Source organism: Mesorhizobium sp. WSM4832 (assembly GCF_055811115.1).
Genome location: NZ_JBVVQH010000021.1, coordinates 16,974 through 41,936 on the forward strand (window position 1 = coordinate 16,974; position 24,963 = coordinate 41,936).

Below are 24,963 nucleotides of genomic sequence, written 5' to 3' on the forward strand. Positions count from 1 at the left end.
GCCAGCCTGTCCCGGCCGGCCACCGTGCTCAATTCTGCTGGATCGAAATACCCTTGTCGTCGATCTTGAGCTCGACGCCTTTCGGTCTCGTCTGCTCGCGATAGACGTAGATGCCGAGCGCGATGACAACCACGATCAGCGCCCCGATGATGAGATAGAGCGTGTTCTGCTTCATTGCGCCCCCTTGTTGCGGCCGAGTCTCACGCCCGCTTTGAAACGACCAGGCAGCGGATCGCTACCGGTCGTCATCGTCATCGGATGCGGGACGCCAGCTCGTCGGATCGACCTTCTTTTGCGTATCGCTGTCGGTATAGACCCACCAGCCGCCGTCGCGATACTGGCCGATGGATTCGTTGACGACGCCGTTGCCGTCCTTCCACAGGATGCTGACCTTCGAGCCGTCCTTCGGCGCGCTTTCTATCGATTTGCGCTCTGCCATCTCATTCCCTCCGTGAACCGGCCCTCCGTGAACCGGCCCCTCCATGAACCGGCAAGAACGCGCCGGGTTCCGTCAGCTATGCGCGAAGATGTCTTCCTCAGCCCAGCCCATCAGGTCGAGCTTGGCGCGGGTCGGCAGGAAACGGAAGCAGGCGTCGGCCTCCTTGATACGGTTTTCGCGCGCCAGCCGCGCGGCCAGCACCTCGCGCAGCCGGTGCAGGTAAAGCACGTCGGAGGCGGCATATTCGAGTTGTTCGGGCGAGAGCGTCTCCGCCGCCCAGTCCGAGGATTGCTGCGCCTTGGACAGGCCGATGCCGAGCAACTCGTTGCACAGATCCTTCAGCCCATGCCGGTCGGTGTAGGTGCGCGTCAGCCGCGACGCGATCTTGGTGCAGAACACCGGCTCGGCCATGACGCCGAAAGCGTTATAAAGGACAGCAATGTCGAAACGGCCGTAGTGAAACAACTTCATCACGGCGTCGTTCCTGAGAAGGCTGACGAGGTTTGGCGCCTCCTTCTGGCCCGGTGCGATCTGGATGACGTCGGCGCTGCCGTCGCCTGGCGAGATCTGAACCACGCAAAGCCGGTCGCGGTGCGGGTTCAAGCCCAGCGTTTCCGTGTCGATGGCCACCGCGCCGACATCGTAGCGGGACAGGTCCGGGAGATCGTTCTTGTGGAAACGGATATCGGTCATTCTCTTCTCCGGATCACGGCCTGCGGCGCCGAGCATCTTTTGGGATCGCAAAGGACGCCGCACATTGCGCTAGAAAGCCCGTCCTTGCCGCGATCCGGAAAAAAATCAACAGAAAGTTGATTTTCACGCCTTCCGTGCGTTCGCGTCAGCGGGTCAGCGCATCGAGAATACGCGCCCACGACCGCTGCCCCTTGTGGAAGGAAGAGAGCTCGTATTTCTCGTTCGGCGAATGAATGCGGTCGTCGTCGAGGCCGAAGCCGACCAGCAGCGATTCCATGCCGAGATAGGTCTGGAAATCGCCGACCACGGGGATCGAGCCGCCGCCGCCCGTGGTAACCGCCTGCTTCTCCCATTCGTCGGACAGCGCATCCTTGGCCTTGGTCAGGAACGGCGAGTCGTAGGAAAGCTGGATCGCCGGCGAGCCGCCATGCGGGTGGAATTCGACCGAGCAGTCGCTTGGGATGCGTTCGCGCACGAAGGCCTGGAAGGCGGCACGGATCTTCTTCGGATCCTGCTTGTGAACGAGCCGGAACGATACTTTCGCCGACGCTTCCGCCGCGATCACCGTCTTGAAACCCTTGCCGGTGTAGCCGCCGATGATGCCGTTGAATTCTGCCGTCGGCCGCGCCCAGGTGAGCTCGAGCAGCGAGCGGCCCTTTTCGCCGGCCGGAATGGAGAGGCCGACCGGTCCGAGGAAGGTCTCGGCCGTCTCGCCGAGCCCCTCCCAGGACTTCAGCACCTGCGAAGGCGTCTCCTCGACGCCGTCATAAAAGCCCGGAATGGTGACGCGGCCGTCCTTGTCGTGGATGTCGGCCAGAACCTTGGCCAGGATGCGGATCGGATTGGCGGCCGCGCCGCCATAGAGGCCCGAATGCAGGTCGCGGTTGGCGGCCTTGACGGTGACCTCCTCGCCGACCATGCCGCGCAGCGAAACGCAGATCGACGGCGTCTCGCGGTTCCACATGCTGGTGTCGCAGACCAAAGCGAAATCCGCCTTCAGCTCGGCGGCGTTCGCTTCCAGGAAGGGCTTGAGCGAAGGCGAGCCGGATTCCTCCTCGCCTTCGAACAGGATGGTGATGCGGCACGGCAGATTGCCGTGCACCTGTTTCCACGCCCGGCAGGCCTCGACGAAGGTCATCAACTGCCCCTTGTCGTCGGCCGAGCCGCGGCCGGTGATCACCTTGCGGCCGGGCTCGATCTCCTTGATCGACGGCGCGAACGGGTCGTTTTCCCACAGCTCGATCGGGTCGACCGGCTGCACGTCGTAGTGGCCGTAGAACAGCACATGAGGCGTGCCCGCCGGTCCCTCGTGATGCGCCACCACCATCGGATGTCCGGGCGTGTCCCGGATGCTGGCGTCGAAGCCGATCAGCTTGAGCTCGGCGACCAGCCATTCGGCCCCTTTGCGGCAATCGGCGGCAAAGGCGGGATCGGTGGAAATAGACTTGATGCCGAGCAGGCCGAAAAGCCGCTCCAGGCTCTGGTCGAGATTCTGGTCGAGACGATCGAGGACGGGGGAAATTCTGGACATTTTTTCAGCCTTTCGATTCTCGCCCGAGCCTAAAGCATGTCTCCCGAAAGTGGGAACCGGTTTCGGGATAAAGACATGCGTAAAATCAGAACCCTCAAGCGCATAGAGCGAATCTGAGAGATCGCGATGCGCTTTAAAGGGACGAGCGGAAAACGGGAAGTCACGATCGTTGGACCACGGACTTCGGCGCAGGCGACACGCTGACTGCAGGACAAAAGAAAACCGCCGTGGTGGAGGGGGAACCACGGCGGTCTTTACTCGAAATGATGCGGCAGCCCGGAGAGGGGGATAGGCTGCCGCAGTTTGCCCGGGATAGGCGGGGGACGGGCCTTACTCCGGACTTCGGCGGAAAATTGCCGATACTCGGTATTTGGGTCTGTGAACGTGGCGATTCAAGGGCACGAAGATTACACTTTTGTAACATGCCCGTGAGCGGCGCGATTTGCCCGAGACAGTGTCTGTCAGGGGTGTTGCCGGAACCGGTGGTTTGCGCAGCCTTTGGCATGGACCGCGAAGCTTGGCCGCGCTATCCCTGCCGGCATGAAAAAAGGCGATCACCTCTTCCTCGTCGACGGCTCCGGCTACATTTTCCGCGCCTACCACGCGCTGCCGCCACTCAGCCGCAAGTCGGACGGCCTGCCGACCAGCGCCGTGCTCGGCTTCTGCAACATGGTGTGGAAGCTGATGCAGGATGCCCGCAACACCGATGTCGGCATCGCGCCGACGCATTTCGCCGTCATCTTCGACTATTCCTCGAAAACCTTCCGCAACGAGCTCTATCCCGAATACAAGGCCAACCGCTCGGCGCCACCGGAAGACCTCATCCCGCAATTCGGTCTGATCCGCCAGGCGACCGCGGCTTTCAATGTTCCTTGCATCGAGACGGAAGGATTTGAGGCCGACGACATCATCGCCACCTATAGCCGGTTGGCCAGCGAAGTCGGCGCCGACACCACCATCGTCTCTTCCGACAAGGACCTGATGCAGCTGGTCGGCGCCATGGTCAGCATGTACGACCCGATGAAAGATCGCCACATCGGCATTCCCCAGGTGGTCGAGAAATGGGGCGTGCCGCCGGAAAAGATGATCGACCTGCAGGCGCTGACCGGCGACTCGGTCGACAACGTGCCCGGCGTGCCCGGCATCGGCCCCAAGACCGCGGCGCAGCTTCTGGAGCAGTTCGGCGACCTCGACGGGCTGCTCGCGCGCGCCGGTGAGATCAAGCAGGACAAGCGGCGCGAGACCATCATCGCCAATGCGGACAAGGCGCGCATCTCGCGCGAGCTGGTGACGCTGAAGAACGACGTGCCGCTGAAGGACGGGTTGGACGACCTCGTCCTGCATGCGCCGGACGGGCCGAAGCTCATTGGCTTCCTCAAAACGATGGAATTCACCACCTTGACCCGCCGCGTCGCCGAGGCGACCGGAACCGACATTGGCGACGTCCAGGCGACCGCCGTCGCCATCGAGCGCGCCGATACCGCGCATGGCCCCGATGTCGGCGCCGGCGCGCCATCGGCGCCGAGGCCGACTGCCGAACCGAACGGCGCCGCAAAACCGGCTGCGCCGGTCAGCGGCGAGGACACGCCGCCACAAGGCGACACCCCTTCCCTGCTCTCCGCCCTGCGCCTGGAACAGGCGGCGGCGCGCAAGATCGACCCTTCGGGCTATGCCGCCATTCGCAATGTGGCGGCGCTCAAAGCCTGGATTGCCGAAGCCCGCGAAGCCGGCATTCTTGCGCTGGACGCCGAGACCACCTCGTCCGACCCGATGCAGGCCGACCTGATCGGATTTTCCATGGCAGTCGCACCCGGCCGCGCCGTCTATGTGCCGCTCGTCCACAAGAGCGGCAATGGCGACCTGCTTGGCGGCGGCCCGGTGGCGGACCAGATCCCGGTCCGCGAGGTGCTGGCGCTGCTCAAGCCGTTGCTCGAGGACCGGTCGGTCCTCAAGATCGTGCAGGACACGAAATACGACATCGTCGTGCTGAGCCGGCACGGCATCGAGGTTGCCCCGTTCGACGACACGATGCTGATCTCCTATGTGCTCGATGCAGGCACGTCGGGTGGCCACGACCTTGTCTCGCTGTCGGAGAAGTGGCTGGGCCATGCGCCGGCATCGAAGAAGGAGCTTGCCGGCTCGGGCAGGAACGCCGTCGGTTTCGACCAGGTCGATATCGAGCGCGCGACCGCCTATGCCGGCGAGCAGGCCGACATCACGCTGCGGCTCTGGCAGGTGCTGAAGCCGAGGCTCGCCGCCAAGGGCCTCGTTTCCGTCTACGAGCGGCTTGAAAGGCCGCTGGTGCCGGTGCTTGCCCGCATGGAGCAGCGCGGCATCTCGGTCGATCGCCAGATCCTGTCGCGGCTGTCGGGCGAATTGGCGCAGGGCGCCGCCCGCGTCGAGGAGGAGATCTACGGGATCGTCGGCGAGCGCATCAACATCGGCTCGCCGAAACAGCTCGGCGACATCCTGTTCGGCAAGATGGGGCTGCCGGGCGGTTCGAAGACCAAGACCGGCCAATGGTCGACGTCGGCGCAGCTTTTGGAAGATCTCGCCGCCGAAGGTCACGAGCTGCCGCGCAAGATCGTCGACTGGCGTCAGCTCACCAAGCTGAAATCGACCTACACCGACGCGCTGCCCGGCTTCATCAACCCCGGCACCAACCGCGTCCATACCTCATACGCGCTCGCCGCGACCACGACCGGACGGCTGTCGTCTTCCGATCCCAACCTGCAGAACATCCCGGTGCGCACGGCCGAGGGCCGCAAGATCAGGACCGCCTTCATCGCCGAAAAGGGCCACAAGCTGGTCTCGGCCGACTACAGCCAGATCGAGCTGCGCGTGCTGGCCCATGTCGCCGAGATCCCGCAGCTCAAGCAGGCTTTCGCCGACGGCGCCGACATCCATGCCATCACCGCGTCGGAAATGTTCAACGTGCCGGTCGAGGGCATGCCTTCGGAGGTGCGCCGGCGCGCCAAGGCGATCAATTTCGGCATCATCTACGGCATCTCGGCCTTCGGCCTCGCCAACCAGCTCTCGATCCCGCGCGACGAGGCCAGCGCCTACATCAAGCGCTATTTCGAGCGCTTCCCGGGCATCCGCGACTATATCGAGGAAACCAAGGCCTACGCGCGCGAGCACGGCTTCGTCGAAACCATCTTCGGCCGCCGCATCCACTATCCGGAGATAAGGGCCTCCAACCCGTCGGTCCGCGCCTTCAACGAGCGCGCCTCGATCAACGCCAGGCTGCAAGGCACCGCGGCCGACATCATCCGCCGCGCCATGGTGCATATGGAAGAGGCGCTGGACAAGGCGAAGCTGTCCGCTCGCATGCTGTTGCAGGTGCATGACGAGTTGATCTTCGAAACGGTGGAAGCGGAGGTCGAGGCGACGATTCCCGTCGTGCGCCGCGTGATGGAAAACGCCCCGATGCCGGCGGTCTCGATGTCGGTGCCGCTGCATGTCGACGCGCGGGCGGCAAACAATTGGGACGAGGCGCACTGATGTGAGCGCACATTCGTCATCCACGGGCGGAGCAAGGAGCGTAGCGACGCGGCGCAGACCCGAGGATCCATGCCGTGACGCTAAACCGTTGCAACGGTTCAGAATTCTGCTCCGCTGCACTCTACGACCAAGGTAACGGCATGGATCCTAGGTTTTCGCGACGTCGCTTCGCGACTGCTACACCCTAGGATGACGACGCCAGGGCTAAGCCGCCTCGGCCCGGCACTTCGCGCATACACCCCGAAACTCGATCACCGCCTTCTTGGCCGCGAATCCCGTCGAGCGCACCCACTCGTCCAGGCGATGGTCGACATCATGGTCGGACATCTCGGTCACCTGGCCGCAATTGTCGCAAATGGCAAAGGCCGTCATCGAGTGGCTGTGGTCGTGGGGCTCGGCGCAGGCGACGAAGGAGTTGAGGCTTTCGAGCCGATGCACGAAGCCGGACTTCACCAGCGTGTCCAGCGCGCGATAGACCTGCAATGGCGCGCGAAAACCGCGCTCGCGCAGTTGGTCGAGCAGCGTATAGGCGCTGAGCGGCCCGCTGGACGCCTCGAGCTTCTCGAGCACGCAGAGCTGGTTCTTGGTCAGCGTATCCCTTGCCGTCATGTTGCCGGTCCATTCATGGCGCAGTTCGCATGCGGTGGTTTGCACATGCGAACGATCTCAAGTCAGTGAGATAGCGACGAATGAACGCTTTTGCCACTGTTTCCGCTCCGCCCTTCGCGCGCGCCTGAGCACCGTTCGTGCCGCGCCGCCAATCGCTACTTGCGCGGCGGCCCCCGGCGCTCGGCGGAAGCCGCCCACAGGTTGATGTCGGACTCGCGTGCGTAGCTGTCGATCTCGGCGAGTTCGGCGTCGCTGAACTCGAGCGCCTTGAGCGCGCCGACGCAATCCTCGACCTGTTCCGGCCGGCTGGCGCCGATCAGCGCCGTGGTCACCCTGCCCTTGCGCAGCACCCAGGCCAGCGCCATCTGCGCCAGCGTCTGCCCGCGGCGGCCGGCGATGGCGTTGAGCGCCTTGATGTTGGCGATCGACTGGTCGTTGATGAAGGCTGGCCTCAGCGACTTGCCCTGGCTGGCTCGGCTGCCTTCGGGAATACCGCCGAGATACTTGTCGGTCAGCATGCCTTGCGCCAGCGGCGAGAACACGATCGAGCCGATGCCCAGCCCCTCCAGCGTGTCGAGCAGGCCGTCTTCCTCGACCCAGCGGTTGAGCATCGAATAACTCGGCTGGTGGATAAGGCAGGGCGTGCCGAGCCGCCTCAATATATCGGCGGCCTCGCGCGTACGCTGCGAATTGTAGGAAGAAATGCCGGCATAGAGCGCCTTGCCGGAGCGCACGGCGTGGTCGAGCGCGCCCATCGTCTCTTCCAGCGGCGTCTCGGGATCGAAGCGGTGGGAATAGAAGATGTCGACATAATCGAGCCCCATGCGCTTCAGGCTCTGGTCGAGGCTTGCCAACATGTATTTGCGGCTGCCCCATTCGCCATAGGGGCCGGCCCACATCTCGTAGCCCGCCTTGGTCGAGATGATGATCTCGTCGCGGTAGCCGGCAAAATCGGTGCGCATGATCTCGCCGAAAGCGGTCTCGGCCGAGCCGGGCGGCGGACCGTAATTGTTGGCGAGGTCGAAATGCGTGATGCCGAGGTCGAAAGCCTTGCGCACGATCGCCTGCTTGATCCGGTGCGGCGTGTCGTTGCCGAAATTGTGCCACAGCCCGAGCGAGATCGCCGGCAGCTTCAGGCCGGACGTTCCGCTGCGGTTGTAGATCATCTTCTCGTAGCGGTTCTCGGCGGCGACATAGGGCATGGGAATCCTCGGGATCGGAGCGGCGCAGCGATCGTCGTTAGAGCATGATGCCGAAAAGTGTGGAGCGGTTTTCGGTCGACATCATGCTCTGCTCTCGTGTGAAATTGAATCGATGCTTGCCCCATATCCTTACCCTCTCCCCGCCGAAACGGGGAGAGGGGGTTGCCACCTAGTTTTTCTTGGCCAGCAGTGCCTTCGCGTCCTTGACGCCGAGTGCGGCCGGCCGCTCGCAGGTTGTCTGCATGGCGACATATTTGCCGCTTGCGCCGGAGCGCAGGATGCCGGTCATCACGTCGACGGCGTGCAGCGCGAGCTCCATCGAGCAGCGGTGCGGCCGCCCCTCGGCGATTGCGATCGCCATGTCGGCAAGGCCGGCTGTACGGTAGTTCGCCATCATGCCTTGACCATGCATCTCGTTCGGCACGCCGAACGGATGGTTCCACTTGGGCAGCTTCTTCACCGGCTTGGCGCTGTTGGTGAAGCGCACCTCGCCACCGAAGAAGTTCGGGTCCGGCACGAAGACGGTGCCCAGTTCGCCATAGAGTTCCATCGGCGCGTGGCCATGGCTCCAGACGTCCCAGGAGGTGTTGAGCGTGATCACCGCGCCATTCGCGAATTCGAGCAGCGCATGGATGGTGGTCGGCGTGTTCACCGGGATCTTTTCGCCCGCCCGCGGTTTCGACGAGATCGTCCGCTCCTTCGCCGGCGTCGTCGCGAAAGCCGCCACCTGTTTCACCGGCCCGATCAGCTGGATCAGGTTGGTGACGTAATACGGCCCGATGTCGAGCACCGGACCGGCGCCCGGCTGGAAGAAGAAATCCGGGTTGGGATGCCAATGCTCCATGCCGTGGCCCATCACGTGGCAGGTGCCGCTGGTGATCTGGCCGAGCTTGCCGCTGTCGATCAGATCGCGGACCAGCTGGTGCGCGCCGCCGAGGAAGGTATCCGGCGCCGAACCAATGCGCAGGCCCTTCTTTTCGGCCCGCTTCTTGAGATCGAGCCCCTCCTCGATCGACAGCACGAACGGCTTTTCCGAATAGATGTGCTTGCCGGCTTCGAGCACCGCTTTGGAGACTTCATAGTGCACGGCCGGGATGGTCAGGTTGACGATGATGTCTATCTCGTCGTCCTTGAGCAGGTCTTCGACCGTCGCGGCGCGAAGCTTGAACTCCTTTGCCCGCGCTTTCGCCGCATCCATGTTGATATCGGCGCAGGCGCGCATCTTGATGCCGCGGAACAGCGGCGCCAGCGAGAAATACGCCTTCGAGATGTTGCCGCAGCCGATGACGCCGACGCCAAGCTTGTTTGCCATTTTCGATTACTCCTGCCAGCTCTTGGCTGCCGCGATCGAGCGCCGGGCATAGCGCTCGATGTCGTTCGGGTTGTCCTGTTCCATGATGAAATACTGCGCCGAGCTCTTGGCGCGCAATGTCTTGAACAGGCCCGCCCAGTCGATTGTGCCGTGACCGACGTCGGACCAGCCGTCCTCGTCCAGCCCCTCGCCCGGCTTTGCCATATCCTTCACGTGGACGGCGCTGATGCGCTTGCCGTGCTTTTCGATCCAGGGCAGCGGATCGGCGCCGCCGCGCACCACCCAGGCGACGTCCATTTCCCAGCCGATGTCCGGCGCTGAGGTCAAGATATGGTCCTGCGGCAGCGAGCCGTCGGCAAGCGCCTTGAACTCGAAATCATGGTTGTGCCAGGCAAAGCCGTATCCGGCCTTCTTCGCGGTCTCGCCGACCTTGGCGAGGCGCTCGCCGAAGCCACGCCAGCCGGCGGCGTCGGACGGCCGGGAATCCGGCATGAGATAGGGGCAGACCAGAAGCTTGATGCCGAGCGTGTCGGCGATTTTACGCACGCCGTCGAAATCCTTCTCCAGGGCATCGATCGAGAAATGTCCGGTCGGCATCGCAAGCCCGTTCTTGTCGAGCTCGGCGCGGAACGCTTTGGGATCGTCATAGACCCCGCCAAAGCCTTCGACCTGGCTGTAGCCGAGCTCGCCGAGCATTTTCACCACGCCGTTCCATGGTTGGAAATTGCGGGCGCTGTAAAGTTGGAATGACCAGTTCATCTGTCTGTCCGTTCTGCTTGGGGGATGGTTTTTCCGGGGTTAGATGCGGCTGCCGGTTTCGGCATCGAAGAGCGACGCTCGCATCGGGTCGAAGCCCACCGTCACCGCCTCATCGTTTTTGGGCGTACGTTCCGAGGTGACCCGGACGCTGAATTTCTGCTGCGCAAGCTGCAGCCACACCAGCGTGTCGGAACCCATCGGTTCGACCACCTCGACATTGGCCGCAGTCGAGAACGGCCAGCCCGTGCCGCTGTTCAGGCTGACATGCTCAGGCCTGATGCCGAACACGGCTGGGCCGGCTTCCGGTTGCCCGTCGAACTGATACGTGCCGAGCGGAATCTTGAGATCGTCAGCCACAAAGGACCAGCCATCGCCGTGCTTCTCCAGCCGCCCCTTGAGGAAATTCATCGCCGGCGAGCCGAGGAAGCCAGCGACAAACCGGTTGACCGGCCGGTTATAGATGGTCTGCGGCGCATCGAGCTGTTGGATCACGCCACCCTTCATCACCGCGATGCGGTCGGCCAGGGTCATCGCCTCGATCTGGTCGTGGGTGACGTAGATCATGGTGTTCTCGAGCCTGCGGTGCAAAAGCTTGATCTCGACGCGCAGCTCCGCGCGCAGCTTGGCGTCGAGGTTGGAGAGCGGCTCGTCGAACAGGAAGACATCGACATCGCGCACCAGCGCGCGCCCGATCGCCACGCGCTGGCGCTGGCCGCCCGAAAGCGCCGACGGCTTCCTCTGCAACAGCGGCTCGATCTGCAGGATCTCGGCGGCGCGCGCGATGCGCTTGGCGATCTCGTCCTTCGGCAAGCCGGCGACGCGCAGGCCGAAGGAAAGGTTCCTCTCGACCGTCATCTGCGGATAAAGCGCATAGGACTGGAACACCATACCGATGCCGCGGTCCTTCGGCTCTTCCCAGGTGACGTTCTTGCCCTTGATGAAGATGCGGCCGTCCGAAATGTCGAGCAGCCCGGCGATGCAGTTGAGCAAGGTCGACTTGCCGCAGCCGGACGGTCCGAGCAGCACGATGAACTCGCCCTCGGCGACGTCGAGATTGAGCGTCTTCAGCACCGACATGACGCCGAAATTCAGCGACAGGTCCTGGATCGAAACGCTGGGATTGGCGATCGCTGCTGCCATCATCATCCTTTCACCGCGCCGGCGGCGATGCCGCGCACGAAAAGCTTGCCGGAAATGAAGTAGACGATGAGCGGAACGAGGCCAGTCAGGATGGTCGCTGCCATATTGACGTTGTATTCCTTCACGCCTTGCACCGAGTTGACGATGTTGTTGAGCTGCACCGTCATCGGATAGGTGTCGGGGCGAGTATAGACGACGCCGAACAGGAAGTCGTTCCAGATGCCGGTTACCTGCAGGATGATCGCGACGACGAAGATCGGCAGCGACATCGGCAGCATGATGCGCAGGTAAATTCCCCAGAAGCCGGCGCCGTCGACGCGCGCGGCGCGGAACAGCTCCTCCGGCATCGAAGTGAAATAGTTGCGGAAAAGCAGCGTCAGGATCGGCATGCCGAAGATCGAATGGACGATCACCAGGCCGGTCAGCGTGCCGTAGATACCGATTTCGCGCAGGATGATGACGATCGGATAGATCATCACCTGATAGGGAATGAAGGCGCCGACGATCAGGATGATGAAGAAGGTGTCGGCGCCCTTGAAGCGCCAGTTGGCCAAAGCGTAGCCGTTCACCGAGGCGATGGCGATCGACAACAGCACCGACGGCACGGTGATGCGCACCGAGTTCCAGAAGCCGCGCGAGAGCCCGTCGCAATTAAGCCCGGTGCAGGCGGTCGCCCACGCCTTCACCCAGGGCTCGAAGGTGATTTCCACCGGCGGCGAGAAGATGTTGCCGAGGCGGATTTCCGGCATGCCCTTCAACGACGTGACGATCATCACATAGAGCGGCAAAAGGTAATAGACCGCCATAACGATCAGCGTGCCGTAAAGGAAGATATTGCGGCGCGAGAACACGTGCCGCGGCTTCGGCCCGCTCGGGCCGGCGGCATCGCGCCGCGGCGCTTCGGCGCTGCTGGGCAGGGAGGCGACGTCAACCACGCTTCTTGCCTCCGAATTCGAGATAGGCCCACGGCACGATGACGATCACCACCGAGAGCAGCATCATGGTCGAGGCGGCGAAGCCCTGGCCGAGATTCTGGGCGAAGAACATGTAGTCGTAGACATATTTCGCCGGCACTTCCGACGCGATGCCGGGGCCGCCGCTGGTCTGCGCCACGACCAGGTCATAGACCTTGACGATGCCGGCGGCGATGATCACCAGCGTGGTGATGAAGACCGGCCGCATCATCGGGATGACGATGAAGAGGTAGGTCTTCCACATCGGGATGCCGTCGACCCGCGCCGCCTTCCAGATGTCCTCGTCGATGCCGCGCAGGCCAGCGAGCATCAGGCACATGATCAGCCCCGTGCCTTGCCAGAGTGCTGCGATCGAGATGCCGTAGATGACGATGCTGGAATTGTAGAGCGGGTCGAAGCTGAAGCTCGTCCAGCCGAGGTCGCGCACCACGCGCTGGATGCCGAAATCCGGATTGAGCAGCCATTGCCAAACCAGTCCGGTGACGATGAAGGACAGCGCGAACGGATAGAGGAAGATGGTGCGGAACGTATCCTCGAAGCGGATCTTCTGGTCGAGAAGGGCTGCAAGCAGGAAACCGATGACCAGCGAGAAAACCAGCGAGATCGCGCCGTAGATCAAAAGGTTCTCGATCGACACCAGCCACCGCGATGTCGACCAGAGCCGGTGGTACTGGTCGAGCCCGACGAAGTGGAGCCGCGGCAAGAGCTTCGAATTGGTGAAAGAGTAGAGCACCGTCCACGCCGTGCCGCCGACGAACACCACAAGCGCGGTCAGGATCATCGGAATCGATGCGACCTTGGCGTTGAGGTTACGGAAAAGCTTACTCGGGCGTTGGCTGCTGCTCATCTCGGCCGGCCGGGGAAGAGGACATCGAGCTCCCGACCCCGGATAGGCGGGGGTCGGGAACTGGCGGGGGCGCCGGCTGTCAGTCGGCCGAAGCGATGATGTCGGCGAAGCGCTTCTGCGCCTCTTCGAGCGTCATGTCCGGCTTGGCGAAGAATTCGGAGAACAGGTCCTCCTTCTGCTTCTGGGTGTCCTGCGAGAGCAGCTGATCCGTCCACGGCATCACGGCGCCCTTGGCAAGGATGGCGAGACCCTTCTTCATGCAGTCGTTCGCCGCGTTGAGGTCGACGTCGCCGCGCACCGGCAGCGAGCCTTTCTTGAGGTTGAAGGCGACTTGCGTCTTGGGATCGAGCAGCGTCTCGGCCAGGACACCCTGCGCCTTGGACTTCGCCTCGTCCTTGAGCAACGGGAAGTAGAAGGCGTCGCCGCCGGTGGCGATGACCTCGTTCAGGCCGAGGCCGGGCAGGCAGGTGTAGTCCTTTCCGGCGGTCTTGCCGGCGACCTGGAACTCGCCCTGCGCCCAGTCGCCCATGATCTGGCCGCCGGCCTTGCCGGTGATGACCAGATTGGTCGCCTGGTTCCAGTCCTGTACGTTCGTATTCTTGGCCATCTTGCGGGCATCGTCCGCCGCCTTGAACACCTTGGCGACTTCCGGGCCGCCCGCGAATTTGGCGTCCTTTTCCTTGTAGACCTTGAGGAAGGTGTCGGTGCCGCCGACAGCGGCCATCAGCACGTCGAAGGCGCCGGAAGCCTGCCAGGGCTGCCCGCCGACGGCGAGCGGGATGATGCCCGCTTTTTCAAGCGCGGGAGCAGCGGCCACGTATTCGTTCCAGTCCTTCGGCAACGGCACGCCGGCCTTCTGGAAGGCCTCGTTCGACAGCCACAGCCACTGCCAGGAATGGATGTTGACCGGCACGCAATAGATCTTGCCGTCGATGGTGCAACTGTCGAGCAGACTCTTCGGCCGCACGACCTCCGTCCACTTGTCCTTGGTGGCGATATCGGTGAGGTCGCGCATCAGCCCGGCCTGCACCAGTTCCTCCGCCTGGCGCCCGTGGTTGAACTGGGTAGCGCCCATAGGATCGCCGCCGGTGATACGGCTGATCATGATCGGTCGTGCCGTGCCGCCGGAACCGGCGATGGCGCCGTCGACCCAGTGATTGCCCGTCGCGTCGAACGCCTTGGCGAGTTCCGCCACCGCCGCCGCCTCGCCGCCCGAAGTCCACCAATGGGTGACTTCCAGGTCGGTCGCGGACGCCGGGCCGGCGAAGTTGAGTGCAGCCGTCACGGCCAACGCGGCGGTCAGGAATTTATATCGCATTTCGGTTCCTCCCAGAATCTGAAACGTTACAGATTTTCGATACGGCAAATAATCCGCGTAGGCAACCCCTCGAATGAAAACGGCACGATATTTTTTCGGAGCGCGAACAAAATACTCCTGTCAGGCTAGCTTGACGGCGCTCAGCCTGGCTGATTGGTGCCAAAAACCGCCAGAAACTGAGATTTCTTTGTGATTCCAGTGGCTTTCGACCCCCTCTTCGGCGCTGACCCCGACGATCGCGATCTGCCCTTCAGCCACGGGCGCTGGCAATCTGTAACGTTTCAGTATATTGAACCGCGTCGCGAGCTGAAAGCCGCGCAAATGTCGACGCGCAGGATTGCTGATCGGCCTCGCGGCTGTTATGCGCCTGACGGGCGGGACGAATGGACAGACGAACCAAGGACAAGGACGACGACACGTCGGGCAAGGAGCGGCCGACGCTGAAGACGCTTGCCTTCATGACCGGGCTTGGCGTCACGACAGTGTCGCGCGCCCTGAAGGATGCGCCTGAGATCGGCGCCGAGACCAGGCGCCGCGTGCAGCTCGTCGCCAAGCAGATCGGCTACCGTCCGAACCGCGCGGGCGTACGCTTGAGAACAGGCAAGACCAACGTCATCTCTCTTGTGCTGAACACCGAGCACGAGCTGATGAGCTTCGTTTCGGACATCATCTACGGCGTCACCGAGGTGATCGCCGACACGCCCTACCATTTGATCGTCACGCCCTATTCGCGCTCGCAGGATCCGCTGGACCCGGTGCGCTATCTGGTCGAGACGGGCTCGGCCGACGGGGTGATCATCTCGCGAGCGCAGCCCAACGATCCGCGGGCGCGCTACATGCTGGAGCGCGGCATTCCCTTCGCCACGCATGGCCGCACCGACATGGGGCTGGTGCATCCCTATCACGACTTCGACAATTACGCCTTTGCCGGCGAAGCCGTCCGCTATCTCGCCGGCAAGGGTCGCAGCCGGCTTGCCCTGGTGACGCCGCCGGTTGGCCTCACCTATCACGGCCATACGGTAAACGGCTTTGCCGATGCGCTGAGCGAGGTGGGTGCCAGCGAGGTGCCATTCAACGCCGTCTCCATCGATCAGTCGATCGAGCAGATCAGGATGCGGACCGCGCAACTGATGCGGCGCAAGGACCGGCCGGATGGCTTTGTCAGCAGCGCCGCCGCCGCGACGCTCGCCATCGTGGCCGGCATCGAGGACACAGGGCTGAAGCTCGGCCGCGACGTCGACGTGGTGTCGAAACAGTCCTCGGAGCTGCTGCATTTGTTCCGGCGGGAACTGCTCGTCGTCAACGAAGACTTCCGGCTGGCCGGCGCCGAGCTCGCCCGCGCCGTGCTCGGCTGGATCGGCGGCGCCGATCCAGGCTCGCTGCAGTCGCTCAGCACGCCGAGCGAGGTTCTGGCGTATCGCGGTTAATGCCCTGAACCGCTGCCCCAGGGTCCGTGGAAGGCACCCTGCTCGCCGATCCGCTCAAAACCGTGCGCGCCGAAGAAGTCGCGCTGCGCCTGGATAAGGTTCGAGGTGCCGCGCCCCTGGCGGTAGCTGTCGAAATAGGCGAGCGCCGAAGACAGCGCCGGCACCGGCGAGCCGGCTTCGGAGGCGCGCGCAACGATACGCCTGAGCGACGGATGCGCTTCCTTCATCATGGCGATGAAGGCCGGCGCCATCAGGAGATTGGTCGAAGCGCCGCCAGAACCGAAAGCCTCGGCCATCGTGTCCAGCATCTGCGAGCGGATGATGCAGCCGGCGCGCCAGATCTTGGCGATGGTCGGCATCGGCAGGTTCCAGTTGAATTCCTTTGAAGCGCCGCTCATCACCGCGAACCCTTGCGCGTAAGCCGCGATCTTGCCGGCGAACAGCGCCAGCTCCAGATCCTTGAGCAGCGCGGCCTTGTCGCCGGAGATCTTCTCGACACCGATATTGCCGTAGGCTTTTTCCGCCGCCTGCCGCTCGTCCTTGATCGAGGACAGCACGCGCGCCGCGACCGCCGCCTCGATGGCCGTCGCCGGAACGCCGAGCTGCTGCGCCTCGATGACTGACCATTTGCCGGTGCCCTTCTGTCCGGCGCGGTCGAGGATGATGTCGACCACCGGCCTGCCGGTCTTCGGATCGTCGGCGGCCAGCACCTTGGCGGTGATCTCGATCAAATAGGAGTTGAGCCGGCCTTTATTCCAGGTTTCGAAGACCTTGCCGATCTCCTTCGGCGCCATGCCGAGGCCGTCGCGCAGGATGCCGTAGATCTCGGCGATCATCTGCATGTCGGCATATTCGATGCCGTTGTGGATGGTCTTGACGAAATGGCCGGCGCCGTCGGTGCCGAGCCAGGCGGCGCAAGGCTCGTCCTTGAACTTGGCGGAGATCGCCGTCAGCACCTTCTCGACGCGCTTCCAGGACTCTTCGGTGCCGCCGACCATGATCGACGGACCATGGCGCGCGCCCTCCTCTCCACCGGACACACCCATGCCGATGAAGGTCAGCCCCGAGCCGGACAGTTCCGAGAAGCGGCGCATCGTGTCGCGGAAATTGGCGTTGCCGGCGTCGATGACGATGTCGTTGTCGGAGAGCACGCCGCGCAATGCCGCGATCTGCTCGTCGACCGGCTTGCCGGCCAGAACCATGATGATGATCGGCCGCGGTGGCCGGATCGCCGCGGCGAGTTCCTCCAGGCTGTAGCAGGGAACGACCATGTCCTTCAACGAACCGGCGCTCTCGACAAAAGCGTCGGTGCGCGCCTTGGTGCGGTTGAAGACGGCGATGCGGTACCCGTGCTCGGCAATGTTGAGCGCCAGGTTGGAGCCCATCGTGCCAAGGCCGATCAGGCCGATTTCGGCTTTTTCCATCGTTTCTTCCCTGCTTTCGGATCTTTTGTTGGGGGCCGCGCTCTGCTGGGATGCCCCGTTTCTTCCCAAGATGCCATTTGTTCCGGAGATGCCATTCCTTCCTAAGATGAATGACGGGCCTTCGCGACGGCGTCAACCGCCTCGCCGAATTGTGTCACGGAGAGAAGGGCAGGCCAATGCATGTCGCCTGGAACTGCGCTGCGGTTCTGGGACAACGACATGCATCAAAACAAAGGCTTAAAGCGTGTCGCCTGAATCCGTTTCAGCGCGACGCGCCTTAAGACCTGTTGAGGTTCATATGACGGCTGCTGATGGATGATGGTGTTGAAGCTTTGGTCGATTTGTCGGCGCGCATGGCGATGCGCTTGAACTCCCTGAGAAGAAGTTCCCAATAAGATGACGCCATTTCGTATATCTCGTTTAATATCCCGGCGTCGACTACAGTGCGCCTATTCTACTTCGCTTTGCGCCTTACGGCTTGCGGCCGATCACGGCGCCGTTCGCGGCGGGTGCGTCGAACCAGATCGTCTCGATGTGCTGGAATCCGGCTTCCTCGAGCCACGCCGAATATTCGGCCGGCGTGTAGTTTCGTCCTTCCGTCTCAATCAGCATGTTGAGGCTCATCAGCGCGGCCGGCGCCGGTCCGGTCTTTTCATCATTGACGAGAAGCTCGCTGATGACGACGGCGCCGCCGCTCGGCAAAGCCTCGAAGGACCGGCGCAGCAGCGCGCGGTCCTTCGCCTCGTCCCAATCGTGCATGATCATCGACAGGAGATGCACGTCGTGATCTCCGGGAAGCTGCTCGAAGAAGTCGCCGCCGACGGTCTCGATGCGGTCGGTCAAGCCGGCCTCGGCAATCTTTCCCGCGGCGATCGCGGCCACATGCGGCAGATCAAACACGGTCGCACGCAGTTCCCCATACTGTTTGCAAAGCTCGATGTCGTACGCGCCCGATCCGCCACCGATGTCCAGGAGGCGGCGGAAACGACTGAGATCGACCGCTTCGCCGAGCTTGCGCGCGGTCATCGTGGAGAGCGAATGCATCGCCTCCCAGAAAAGTGCCAGCACCAATGGATCCTCGCCATCGAACATCGAGGGTTGCACTGCCGGGTCCCATGTGGTTGGCCGGTTCGTGCGCAGCGCTTCGGCAAGTTTGCCCCAGCCCGCGTAGAGCCGCTTGTCGGCCATCTGCACGAAGCCACCGAAGTAATACGGCTTCCCGCGCACGAGATAGGCTTCGCTTAAGGACGTATTGCGATAACGGCCGTCCGTTTTCTCCAGAAGCCCGAGTGCAGCGCAGCCGGTCAACAGCATCTCGGCCGGGCGTGGGTGCAGACCGAGCGCTTCCGCCATCTCCGCAACCGTGGCGCCGGCGCCGCCCGCAAGGTGACTGAACAGGCCCAACTCGTGCGCAGCGGCTAGAGTCTTGAAAGCCCAGAAGCCGGTCGAAAGTGCCATCAGCGGGACGGCGGAAGGAAGCTCCTGCGTGGCTACGATCGGCTGGACGCTTGCATGCCTGGCCCGAGACACTGTCTGCGAAAGCTGATTGGTCATGATCACCTCCCTTTCACGGCAAGTCGCAACCGCAAACCGGCTGGCTTGTGGCCATCCACTGGCGCGTTGTGGCTACCCGTCTGCTGAAGTTCGAATCTGGCGGTGCAGGGTTACGCTACGATTTCAGAAGGAGAAAATTCGGTTACACTTGAAACTTGTATTATTTGGCCGGAGCCGGCCTACTCGGACCGAATTTCGATCGGCGCTTCGATCTTCACCACCTCGAAATCCGAAACCAGGATGTCGAGCCTGGCGTTCCAACGGCCGGGAATCGGGATGACGAGATTGTCGATACGCCATGTGCCGTCGCCGGGTTTCGTCGCCGGCCGCTTGATCGGCTCGATGCCGGAATCCGGCTTCGACAGCACCAGCGTCACCTGCTTGGCGTCCAGCGGCCCGAAATCGCCCGTCATGATCATCATCGAAGCGGTGACCTCGCCGGCATGGCCCGGCGTGATGCTGAGATCGGCCATCGCCTTCAGCGTGTGGATATGGATCGACACCGGCTGCGCGGCGGCGATGGCCAGCGCGCGCGGCGGCGGGGTGAAGCGCCAGCCGGCGGCGACGCCGAAGATGGCGAGCACGATCAGCATCTCGATGCCGATCGAGCGCGCCAGCCGCCGCTGCACCTCGGTATCGCCGGCCTTGGCCGGCGCTGTCAGCGTCCAGCGGTTGACCGCGGCAAGCGTGAACAGGAAGAGCAGCAAAGCCAGCTTGAGCAGCAGCAGGCGGCCATAGGCCGTGTGGATCAGTGCCGCCGGTGCCTGTACCTGGATGATCGCCAGCACGATGCCGCTTACGGCAAGCACAGCAACGACGGAAAGGATCGCGCGCGAAAACCGGCCGAGGAACGCGCGCGCATCGGCCGGCTGCTGCCGCAGCGCAAGGCCGAGCGGCGCCAGCGCCCCGACCCAGAAGGCGATTGCCGCGCTGTGCGCAAACACCAGCGGCCGCGTCAGCCATTGCGGGTCGGCGGCACTGGCGTGGCCGCTCGTGGCAAGGGCGGCGCCGACACCGAGCAGCGCGGCACTTGCCGACAGCTTGCGAAGACCTGATGGCCCGGCAAGCGACAGCAGACCCAGACCAAGCGCGATCAGGCCGATCAGCACCGTCCAGACGAAGCTCGTCTCCAGCGCGGTCTTCCACACCGTCGGCGCCGCAAACCGGGCAAGCGGCGCGCCAAGCCCATCCAAGCCCTGCAGGCCGAGCGACACCGGTGCCCCGACGAGGCCGAGAAGCAGGGCCGAGGCAACAAAGCGTTGGCCGCAGCGCCGGTCGTCGGCCAGCCAGGCGAGCGCGAACGCGCCGCCGACGCCGAGAAAAAGGCCGGCATAGAGAAACAGCTTGGCCGCCCAGATCGCCGCACGCAGCGTCCAGTCGACGGCTTCGCCCGCCACCGGCGCCGCACTTGGCGCGCCTATGGAAAACAGCGCCGAACCGCCGACCGGATGACCGTCGACCGACACCACCCGCCAACTCAGCACATGCGTGCCGGATTTGAGCGTTTCGGGATTGTCGATCTCGACCGTCTGGTCCTTGAGACGGAAGGATGTCAGCGCAAGCTGCGAGCCGTCGGGCCGCACAAGCGTCAGGACCAGCGGCGAGACCGGCTCGCTGAAGGTCAGTGAAAATCGCGCGGGACTTTGCGTCAGCACGACGCCGTCGGCCGGGTCGGTCGCGACGAGCGCGGCATGCGCGAAAGCGCGACCGGGTACGGCCAGCACCGCCAGCGCCATAAGCACCGCGACCAGCCAGGCTAGCGGGCCGATTTGCATGCGGATCGTTGAGGAAGACTTTGCTGCGTTCATGCCGTCGTAACAGGAAAGGCTGGCGCGCTCCGTCGGGGCGCGCCAACAGGAGATCATTTCTTCGGCAGCAATTTGATGCCGGGCGCCGGAGTTTCCAAGGCGTCCTCATCCTGGCCGGCCGCCGGAATCTCGATCCAGCGGTCGGTGGCGTCGCCGCATTCCTGCACCACGGGGAAATAGAGCATCTGGCCGGCCGGCAGATCGGCCGCCAGCGAGGCGCGGAACACGAACTCGTCATAGAACTCGTCGGGCAGGTTGCCGCCGCTCCAGTCCACCTCCTTCACCCCGGTGGCCAGCGTCTCGCCATAGAGCTGGTAGGATTTCTCGTACTTGCCCTTCTTGATCTGCAGCGTCCAGCCGGGCTTGGGCATCGGCTTCACCGCAATGACGCCTTCGGGGATCTGCACGCGCACGGCGGTGGTCGCCTTGCCTTCGCAGCCATGCGGCACGCGCAGGACGGCCTTGTAGGTAGAGCCGACAGCCGCTTCCTGCGTTTCGAGCGTGATGTGGGCGAGCGCGACATTGGTCCCGAGCGCGCAAAGCGCGCCCGCCGCCAAAAGATACGTCTTCATGGATTTGTCCCTCTGATTTCGAATTGGCGGATTACTCGGCGTGATCCATGTCCATGTCGCCCATTTCGCCACTACCGGTCTCGCCCATGCCTTCGACGAGGAACTCGACTTTGACGCTGCCGGCCTTCTCGAAGGTCAGCGTCGCGGGGAATTTCTCGCCCTGCTTTGGCTGCCGCTTCAGGCCGGTGAACATCAGGTGGTAGGCGCCCGGCTTCAGCGCGACCTTGCCGCCGGCCGGGATCTCCAGCCCGCCGCTGACCGGCCGCATGGTCATGACGCCGTCCTTGACGCCCATCGCATGCAGTTCGGCCTTGTCGGAGATATCGGAGGAAATCGACAGCAGCCGGTCCGGCGCGCTGCCCTTGTTGGTCACGGTGAAGTAGCCGCCGGCCACCTTGGCGCCGGGCGGCGTCGCCCGCGACCAGGGATGCCCGATCTCGAGATCGCCGACCTTGAATTCATGCGCGCGGGCGCCGGGAATGCAGGCAAGCAGGAGAAGGAGAACGAACACGGCGAGGCCGAGACGTTGCAGGCCGAGCGGCGGCGCGTCGCGAAGGGCACAGGCCCGCGCTCTGGGGAGAAGATTGGACATGGTTGCTCCATGAAGTTGAGGATCGCGCCGCTTTGCGGCCGCGAGCAGTCTGGTCTTTGGATGAATGCGCCCGCGAAAAGTTTCCGCGGATCAGACTACCGTCGGCGGCGCACGCGGATTCGCCGGGGAGCGGCCGCGGGCAAAGTCCTGGTGCCTAAAGGCCGGAAGCAGGAAGGCGACGGCCTCAAAAGCCTGGACCCTCGTGATCGCGCCGGCAACCGGCGGCGGCAGATGCGCCGGCGAAACCATGTTGCAGCCGAGCGAGCAGCAGGCCGGCATATGCTGTTGGTGCGGATCGCCGCCCGGGGGTTTTGCGGCCCCTTCATGCGTGCAGATGACGTTGCCGAATGCATCGAGCTGCGACGGCGCGCCAAAGGCAAAGGCGCCGAGAGAAGACTGAAGCAACAACAGCAGCGCCGCGACGATCGCGGCCGGCATGCTCCATCGTCTCAGCCGGATATCCAACGGAAAGCCTCTCCCAGAACGCATCGACCGTAACACGGACGATGCGGCTGGAAAATCGGCAAAACCGCGCTGCGGCAACGCGGCGCGATATCCGCCAAACGTGTCCTGGCAAATGTGCCGTCAGGCGGGCTGCGCCTGCCGTCCTTCGGGAATGGAGCTCAGCAGCGTCTGGCGTGCCGACTTCAGGTGCTTGCGGCAGGCGGCGTCCACCTTGGCGGGATCGCGCGACTTCAGCGCCGCGATATAGGCGAGATGTTCCTGGACCGCGACTTCGTTGCGCTGGCGCTCCTCAGCCTTGTTCCATTGATAATGGTAGTGGAAGATCATCGCGATCACGTCATAGAAATCGACGATGAAGCGGTTGTGAGAAGCGCGATGGATCAGCCGGTGGAAGCGCTCGTCGAGCTCGGAGAATTCGTTGAAGCGCGTGGCGATTTCGCTGGCGAGCTGGCGATGATCGGCCTCCAGCCGGTCGAGATCGACCCATACCGCGCTATCCCGTGGCAATGCGGCGAAAGCCGCCGCCGAGCGCAGCTCGAACATCTCGCGGATCTCGGTCAGCTCCAGCGCGAAGGCGCGCGTAAAGCCCTTTAGCACCCAGTGGCTGTTGCGCCGCTTCTCGATCAGCCCGAAGCGCGAGAAGCGGATCAGGAATTCGCGCACGCTGGTGGTGCCGACGCCGATCTCGCGCGCCAGCTCCAGCTCGTTGATCTGCATGCCGGCCTCGGCGCCCCCGGCAAGCAGCCGGCGCATGAAGGATCGCTCGATGATCTCGGCCAGCGAGTCGGTTTCCTCCTCGGGGAAGAAATCCTCCGGCCGCGGTTCCCGCAGCACCGTCTTGCTGCGCTTGTTCCAGGCGATCAGCCCGGTCTCTTCCATGCGTGCAAGGATGCTGCGCACCGTGGTGCGGCTGACGCCGAGCAGCATGCCGAGCTCAGGTTCCGATGGCAGGCTCTTGGGTTCGTCGAGCAGCCTGAGGCACCGATTGAAGGCGTCCTTGTAGACATTGTTGCTCTTCGACATGCCCCGTATCCCCCAACGCTTGCGGCGGCCTGCCGAAAGCGCGATATGATGGGTGGTCCTAGCGCAAGCCTCCAAAAAGCGGAACGCTTTTCGCCGGCTTGCCAAAACGGCAATCGCGCGCGTCCGAGCGGCACGCATTGCCGGTGACGAAAAAACAATTGACGCAAAAATGTTTTTTCACGATAAAAGACATTACCTTTTAACGGGCGCAAGTCAATCAGCCCGCACTCCCAGGATCACCCAGGACAGCCGCCCGTGAACGTTGCAAACACCATCCTTCTTTCTCCCGCCGACAATGTCGCCGTAGCCAACGGGCGCCTGGAAACCGGAACGCCGTTGCCGGGCGGCGCCGTCGCGACTTCCGTGATCGAGCCCGGCCACAAGGTGGCGATCAAGCCGATCGCGGAAGGCGAAGCGGTGGTGAAATACGCGCAGGCGATCGGCCGCGCTACCCAGGACATCGCGGCCGGCGAACACGTCCACTCGCACAATCTGGTTTTCGAGAGCGGCCGCTTGCCGGTGGTGCCGCCGAGCGAGGCCGAGCACGCCACCGAGGCCGACCGCAAGCGCACCTTCATGGGCTACCGCCGCGCCGACGGCCGCGCCGGCACGCGCAATTTCATCGGCGTCATCGCCAGCGTCAATTGCTCGTCGACCGTCTGCCATGCCATTGCCAGCGAAGCCAACCGCACGCTTCTGCCGAAATATCCAGGCATCGACGGCTTCGTGCCGATCGTGCATGGCCAGGGCTGCGGCATGAGCGCTACCGGCGACGGCATGATGGTCCTGCACCGCACGCTCGCGGGCTATGCGCGCCACCCGAATTTTGGGGGCGTGCTGATGGTCGGGCTCGGCTGCGAGGTCAACCAGCTCACCCTTTACGGCCAGAAGGGCGTCGCCGCGGGCAAGCGCCATTTCAACATCCAGGAGGCCGGCGGTTCGCGCAAATCGGTCGAAAAGGCGATGGGCGTGCTGGCCGAGATCGCCGAGGAGGTCGGCCAATTGCAGCGCGAGCCGATCCCGGTCTCAGAAATCGTCGTCGGCCTGCAATGCGGCGGCTCTGACGGCATGTCCGGCATCACCGCGAACCCGGCGCTGGGCGCGGCCGTCGACATACTGGCCGGCTGCGGCGGTGTCGGCATCCTGTCCGAGACCACCGAGATCTACGGCGCCGAGCATCTGCTGGCCTATCGCGCGGCAAGCCCCGAGATCGCTGCCAAGCTCGACGGCTATGTGAAGTGGTGGGAGGACCATACCGCCAAGCACGGTGCGTCGATCGACAACAACCCCTCGCCCGGCAACAAGCGTGGCGGCCTGACCACCATTCTCGAGAAATCGCTGGGCGCGGTCGCCAAGGGCGGCCAGACGCCGCTCAACGGCGTCTTCGGCTATGCCGAGAAGGTCACAGGCAGCGGCCTGGTGTTCATGGACACGCCCGGCTACGACCCCGTCTCGGCCACCGGCCAGGTCGCCGGCGGGGCCAACGTCATCGTCTTCACCACCGGCCGCGGCTCCTGCTTCGGCTGCCGGCCGACGCCTTCGATCAAGGTCGCCACCAATTCGACCATGTATCACCAGATGGAAGAGGACATGGATGTCAATTGCGGCGTCATCGCCTCGGGCGAGAAGACCATCGCCGGCATGGGCCGCGAGCTCTTCGATCTGATCATCGAGACGGCGTCCGGCCAAAAGACCAAGAGCGAGGCGTTCGGCTATGGCGACAACGAGTTCGTGCCCTGGCATCTCGGCGCGACGCTCTAGAGCAATTCC

Annotated in this window: 22 protein-coding genes; 3 read left to right on the forward strand and 19 right to left on the reverse strand. The window is 63.7% G+C overall.

Going from position 1 to position 24,963, the window contains the following annotated elements:
• Positions 1–28: 28 nt before the first annotated feature.
• The 4 genes from AC0L2L_RS25555 to AC0L2L_RS25570 form a co-directional block, all read right to left on the reverse strand.
• Entirely contained in the window at positions 29–175 is a 147-nt protein-coding gene (locus AC0L2L_RS25555) for a hypothetical protein (RefSeq protein WP_473582237.1), read from the reverse strand.
• Between the two features lie 60 nt (positions 176–235).
• Complete coding sequence (locus AC0L2L_RS25560) at positions 236–439, reverse strand: hypothetical protein (protein WP_473582238.1); 204 nt, start codon at positions 437–439, stop codon at positions 236–238.
• Positions 440–511: 72 nt separating this feature from the next.
• A complete protein-coding gene (locus tag AC0L2L_RS25565; protein WP_473582240.1) occupies positions 512–1,132 on the reverse strand; it encodes a ribonuclease D in 621 nt (206 codons plus the stop codon).
• A 145-nt stretch (positions 1,133–1,277) separates the two neighbouring features.
• Positions 1,278–2,663: a M20/M25/M40 family metallo-hydrolase gene (locus AC0L2L_RS25570; RefSeq protein WP_473582241.1), complete on the reverse strand. Its 1,386-nt coding sequence runs from the start codon at positions 2,661–2,663 to the stop codon at positions 1,278–1,280.
• A gap of 540 nt (positions 2,664–3,203) precedes the next feature.
• Here AC0L2L_RS25570 and polA point away from each other — a divergent pair.
• Positions 3,204–6,167: a DNA polymerase I gene (gene polA / locus AC0L2L_RS25575; RefSeq protein ID WP_473582243.1), complete on the forward strand. Its 2,964-nt coding sequence runs from the start codon at positions 3,204–3,206 to the stop codon at positions 6,165–6,167.
• 204 nt (positions 6,168–6,371) lie between these two features.
• Here the strand turns inward: polA and AC0L2L_RS25580 are convergent, their stop codons facing one another.
• The 8 genes from AC0L2L_RS25580 to AC0L2L_RS25615 all read right to left on the reverse strand — a co-directional run bounded on the left by AC0L2L_RS25580 (position 6,372) and on the right by AC0L2L_RS25615 (position 14,328).
• Positions 6,372–6,776 carry a Fur family transcriptional regulator gene (locus AC0L2L_RS25580; RefSeq protein WP_027165401.1) on the reverse strand — a complete coding sequence of 135 codons (405 nt, stop codon included), beginning with the start codon at positions 6,774–6,776 and terminating at the stop codon, positions 6,372–6,374.
• 155 nt (positions 6,777–6,931) lie between these two features.
• Positions 6,932–7,978 carry an L-glyceraldehyde 3-phosphate reductase gene (gene mgrA, locus AC0L2L_RS25585; RefSeq protein WP_473582245.1) on the reverse strand — a complete coding sequence of 349 codons (1,047 nt, stop codon included), beginning with the start codon at positions 7,976–7,978 and terminating at the stop codon, positions 6,932–6,934.
• Between the two features lie 169 nt (positions 7,979–8,147).
• Positions 8,148–9,290, reverse strand: coding sequence for a Gfo/Idh/MocA family protein (locus AC0L2L_RS25590; protein WP_473582246.1), 1,143 nt, complete (start codon positions 9,288–9,290; stop codon positions 8,148–8,150).
• A gap of 6 nt (positions 9,291–9,296) precedes the next feature.
• The gene (locus AC0L2L_RS25595; RefSeq protein ID WP_473582247.1) at positions 9,297–10,049 is read right to left on the reverse strand and encodes a sugar phosphate isomerase/epimerase family protein; all 753 of its coding nucleotides are present in this window, start codon (positions 10,047–10,049) and stop codon (positions 9,297–9,299) included.
• 39 nt (positions 10,050–10,088) lie between these two features.
• Complete coding sequence (locus AC0L2L_RS25600) at positions 10,089–11,189, reverse strand: ABC transporter ATP-binding protein (RefSeq protein ID WP_473582447.1); 1,101 nt, start codon at positions 11,187–11,189, stop codon at positions 10,089–10,091.
• A gap of 2 nt (positions 11,190–11,191) precedes the next feature.
• Entirely contained in the window at positions 11,192–12,124 is a 933-nt protein-coding gene (locus tag AC0L2L_RS25605; RefSeq protein ID WP_473582248.1) for a carbohydrate ABC transporter permease, read from the reverse strand.
• Entirely contained in the window at positions 12,117–13,010 is an 894-nt protein-coding gene (locus AC0L2L_RS25610) for a carbohydrate ABC transporter permease (RefSeq protein ID WP_473582250.1), read from the reverse strand. Before AC0L2L_RS25610 ends, AC0L2L_RS25605 begins: the two co-directional genes overlap by 8 nt.
• Before the next feature lie 79 nt (positions 13,011–13,089).
• Entirely contained in the window at positions 13,090–14,328 is a 1,239-nt protein-coding gene (locus AC0L2L_RS25615) for an ABC transporter substrate-binding protein (protein ID WP_473582252.1), read from the reverse strand.
• 383 nt (positions 14,329–14,711) lie between these two features.
• Between AC0L2L_RS25615 and AC0L2L_RS25620 the strand changes: the two genes are divergently transcribed.
• A complete protein-coding gene (locus AC0L2L_RS25620; RefSeq protein ID WP_473582254.1) occupies positions 14,712–15,755 on the forward strand; it encodes a LacI family transcriptional regulator in 1,044 nt (347 codons plus the stop codon).
• On the opposite strand, the gene gndA is transcribed toward AC0L2L_RS25620, so the two are convergent.
• The 7 genes from gndA to AC0L2L_RS25655 form a co-directional block, all read right to left on the reverse strand.
• Entirely contained in the window at positions 15,752–17,179 is a 1,428-nt protein-coding gene (gene gndA, locus AC0L2L_RS25625) for an NADP-dependent phosphogluconate dehydrogenase (protein ID WP_473582256.1), read from the reverse strand. The two genes, AC0L2L_RS25620 and gndA, sit on opposite strands and share 4 nt — an antisense overlap.
• Positions 17,180–17,650: 471 nt before the next feature.
• Positions 17,651–18,733: a methyltransferase gene (locus AC0L2L_RS25630; protein ID WP_473582258.1), complete on the reverse strand. Its 1,083-nt coding sequence runs from the start codon at positions 18,731–18,733 to the stop codon at positions 17,651–17,653.
• A gap of 179 nt (positions 18,734–18,912) precedes the next feature.
• Positions 18,913–20,541, reverse strand: coding sequence for a copper resistance CopC/CopD family protein (locus AC0L2L_RS25635; RefSeq protein ID WP_473582260.1), 1,629 nt, complete (start codon positions 20,539–20,541; stop codon positions 18,913–18,915).
• Positions 20,542–20,594: 53 nt separating this feature from the next.
• Positions 20,595–21,113, reverse strand: coding sequence for a YcnI family copper-binding membrane protein (locus tag AC0L2L_RS25640; RefSeq protein WP_473582262.1), 519 nt, complete (start codon positions 21,111–21,113; stop codon positions 20,595–20,597).
• 31 nt (positions 21,114–21,144) lie between these two features.
• Positions 21,145–21,705: a copper chaperone PCu(A)C gene (locus AC0L2L_RS25645; RefSeq protein ID WP_473582264.1), complete on the reverse strand. Its 561-nt coding sequence runs from the start codon at positions 21,703–21,705 to the stop codon at positions 21,145–21,147.
• A gap of 90 nt (positions 21,706–21,795) precedes the next feature.
• The gene (locus AC0L2L_RS25650) at positions 21,796–22,143 is read right to left on the reverse strand and encodes a DUF2946 family protein (RefSeq protein ID WP_473582266.1); all 348 of its coding nucleotides are present in this window, start codon (positions 22,141–22,143) and stop codon (positions 21,796–21,798) included.
• Between the two features lie 147 nt (positions 22,144–22,290).
• Positions 22,291–23,193: a GntR family transcriptional regulator gene (locus AC0L2L_RS25655; protein WP_473582268.1), complete on the reverse strand. Its 903-nt coding sequence runs from the start codon at positions 23,191–23,193 to the stop codon at positions 22,291–22,293.
• A gap of 255 nt (positions 23,194–23,448) precedes the next feature.
• Here AC0L2L_RS25655 and AC0L2L_RS25660 point away from each other — a divergent pair, with 255 nt between their 5' ends.
• On the forward strand, positions 23,449–24,954 hold the full coding sequence (locus AC0L2L_RS25660; RefSeq protein WP_473582270.1) for a UxaA family hydrolase: 1,506 nt from the start codon (positions 23,449–23,451) through the stop codon (positions 24,952–24,954).
• Positions 24,955–24,963: the final 9 nt, after the last annotated feature.